We start from the raw sequence: 3,081 nt of genomic DNA, 5'->3' as shown, positions 1-3,081 counted from the left end.
CAACTGGACGCGGTGACCGCGGTGTCCGGTTCTGGACCGGCGTATTTCTTTCTGATGGTTGAAGCGTTGGTCGACGCCGGCGTCGGAGTGGGTTTGAGCCGGGCGGTGGCCACCGAGTTGGCGGCGCAGACCATGGCCGGGTCGGCGGCGATGCTGCTGGAGCGGATGCACCAGGAGCGTCAGGGTGCCGACGATGCGCCCAGCGACTTGCGAGTAGATACCACGGCGACGCAGCTGCGGGCGATGGTTACCTCGCCTGGGGGCACCACCGCTGCTGCGCTGCGCGAACTCGAACGCGGCGGTTTGCGAGCAGCGGTCGACGGGGCGGTGCAGGCCGCGAAAACCCGCGCTGAACAGCTAAGAATCACATCAGAGTAATTCGGCAATTTCCATAGATTTTCCCACACCCGTCGCAGTAACCCCACTAGTCCCGCTATTCTCCTCTCTGTATGCACGTGTGGGTGCCAGCGGAGGGGAAGCCGGTGGGACTGCACGGGCCTGACTGATTGGGTTGCGATGACGTCTATAAACGGGCCATCGGCGCGGGATTCAGCTGGCGGTAAATCGGCACGGGACACCGGTTCCTCCGACACCCAGCAGCCAAGAACTCAATTTCTCACAGTCGCCGAAGTGGCGGCGCTGATGCGGGTCAGCAAGATGACCGTCTATCGGCTGGTGCACAACGGCGAGCTGCCGGCGGTACGGGTCGGGCGCTCCTTCCGGGTGCACGCCAAGGCCGTGCACGACATGCTGGAAACCTCCTACTTCGACGCCGGCTGATCCCGCCGCCGCCTCAGTACATGGCGGTCGTTTTCCGGGCGGCCCTGCCGGTTTTCTGCCGTCTGCCGCCAGCCGGTAAAGTGTGCGGGTCATTTCACTTGTCGGCATTGGCGGACTGAGATAGCGGGGTCATGGGTTCAGTAATCAAGAAGCGGCGCAAACGGATGTCGAAAAAGAAGCACCGCAAACTGCTGCGCCGCACGCGGGTGCAGCGCAGAAAACTCGGTAAGTAAACTCCGCGCGCACCCAGCGTCACTCTGCAGTAACGCCGTGGTATCTGTGGCCCATTAGGCTAATGGGGTGGATTCGGCGGACGGTCACACTGGCACCCCTACAGGCAACCGAATGGACCGAAACGCAGGCACCAAAAACGGCGTGGGCAGCGACACCGTGCACTATCCGAAAGTCGTGCTGGTCACCGGCGCGTGCCGGTTCCTGGGCGGCTACCTGACCGCGCGGCTGGCGCAAAACCCGTTGATCAACCGGGTCATCGCGGTGGACGCGATAGCGCCCAGCAAGGACATGCTGCGCCGGATGGGCCGAGCCGAGTTCGTCCGCGCCGACATCCGCAACCCCTTTATCGCCAAAGTGATTCGAAACAGCGACGTCGACACCGTGGTGCATGCGGCGGCGGCCTCGTTCGCGCCGCGGTCTGGCGGTGGCGCCGCGCTGAAGGAAATCAACGTGATGGGCGCGATGCAGTTGTTCGCGGCCTGCCAGAAGGCGCCGTCGGTTCGCCGCGTCGTGCTGAAGTCCACCTCGGAGGTTTACGGCTCCAGCCCACACGACCCGGTGGTGTTCACCGAGGACAGCAGTAGCCGCCGTCCCTTCCGCCAAGGGTTCCCGAAGGACAGCATCGACATCGAGGGTTACGCGCGCGGGTTGGGCCGGCGCCGGCCCGACATCGCGGTCACCATCCTGCGGTTGGCCAACTTGATCGGGCCCGCCATGGACACCACGCTCTCGCGCTACCTGGCCGGACCGCTGGTGCCCACCATCGTCGGACGCGATGCGCGCCTGCAATTGCTGCATGAGCAAGACGCGCTGGGCGCGCTGGAGCGCGCTGCGCTGGCCGGACGGCCAGGCACGTTCAACATCGGCGCTGACGGCATCATCATGCTTTCGCAGGCGATTCGGCGGGCGGGCCGCATTCCGCTGCCGGTGCCCGAATTCGGGCTGTGGGCGCTGGATTCGCTGAGACGGGCTAATCGCTATACCGAAATCAATCGCGAACAACTCGCCTACCTGAGCTTCGGGCGGGTGATGGACACGACCAGAATGCTTAAAGAACTTGAATACCACCCGAAGTGGACGACGGCTGAAGCGTTCGACGATTACATTCGCGGGCGAGCTCTGACTCCCATTATCAAACCGGAGTTGGTACGCTCCTTGGAGGGTCGGGCCGTGTCGGCAGCCCAGCGGTTTGAGCAGTCGGTCACGAGTGTTCTAAGGGTGGGGGGAAGGTAAATATCGTGGCGGGCGATTCCAAGGCGAAAGTGATTCCGCTGCATACGAATCCGAGTCGTGCAGCGGCACAGCGCCGCGCCGGCCAGCGCACCGCGTCGTCACGTCGGCATCCCTCGCTGCTCTCCGATCCCGATTCCCGGGCATCAGCCGAGCAGATCGCCGCTGTCGTCAGTGAGATCGATCAGCGCCGCCGCACCGCCGATGCGGAGACGCAGGCACCGTCCACCGAGTTCGCCCAGCGGGTCGCTGCCGTCGCTGCGTTCATGCGCCAGCGGCTGACCGGTGACTACAGCGTCGACGAATTCGGGTTTGATCCACACTTCAACGACGCGATCGTGCGGCCTTTGCTGAGGTTCTTCTTCCGGTCATGGTTTCGGGTCGAAGTCAGCGGCATCGAGAACCTGCCCGCCACGGGTGCGGCACTGGTGGTGGCCAACCACGCCGGGGTGTTGCCGTTCGACGGCCTGATGGCCTCGATCGCGGTCCATGACGAGCATCCGGCCAAGCGAGACTTGCGGCTGCTTGCCGCCGACATGGTGTTCGACCTTCCGGTGATCGGCGAGACCGCCCGCAAGGCCGGCCACACCATGGCCTGCGCCACCGACGCGCACCGGCTGCTGGCATCCGGCGAACTGACCGCGGTGTTCCCGGAGGGCTACAAAGGGCTGGGCAAGCGCTTCAAGGATCGCTACAAGCTGCAGCGCTTCGGCCGCGGCGGGTTCGTGTCGGCGGCGCTGCGCACCAAGGCGCCGATCGTGCCGTGCTCGATTGTCGGCTCCGAGGAGATCTACCCGATGCTGGCCGACGTCAAGCTGCTGGCGCGGCTGTTCGGCC

5 protein-coding genes are annotated in these 3,081 nt (G+C 64.8%); all 5 read left to right on the top strand.

What is annotated here, in order from left to right; genetic code table 11:
* Positions 1-378 (top strand): pyrroline-5-carboxylate reductase family protein (locus ACFE99_RS24410; protein ID WP_375489368.1); only part of this gene is annotated, 378 nt, incomplete at its 5' end.
* A gap of 138 nt (positions 379-516) precedes the next feature.
* Positions 517-780, top strand: coding sequence for a helix-turn-helix domain-containing protein (locus ACFE99_RS24405; RefSeq protein WP_048889595.1), 264 nt, complete (start codon positions 517-519; stop codon positions 778-780).
* A gap of 131 nt (positions 781-911) precedes the next feature.
* Positions 912-1,013, top strand: coding sequence for a 30S ribosomal protein bS22 (locus ACFE99_RS24400; RefSeq protein WP_003402602.1), 102 nt, complete (start codon positions 912-914; stop codon positions 1,011-1,013).
* A gap of 112 nt (positions 1,014-1,125) precedes the next feature.
* The gene (locus tag ACFE99_RS24395) at positions 1,126-2,247 is read left to right on the top strand and encodes an SDR family oxidoreductase (RefSeq protein ID WP_375489360.1); all 1,122 of its coding nucleotides are present in this window, start codon (positions 1,126-1,128) and stop codon (positions 2,245-2,247) included.
* 5 nt (positions 2,248-2,252) lie between these two features.
* The coding region (locus ACFE99_RS24390) for a lysophospholipid acyltransferase family protein (protein WP_375489358.1) at positions 2,253-3,081 on the top strand (829 nt) is incomplete at its 3' end.

The organism is uncultured Mycobacterium sp., from assembly GCF_964249325.1.
Taxonomy (GTDB): domain Bacteria; phylum Actinomycetota; class Actinomycetes; order Mycobacteriales; family Mycobacteriaceae; genus Mycobacterium.
The sequence above is the reverse complement of the archived record's forward strand: the minus strand, read 5'-3'. Positions and strand labels throughout refer to the sequence as shown.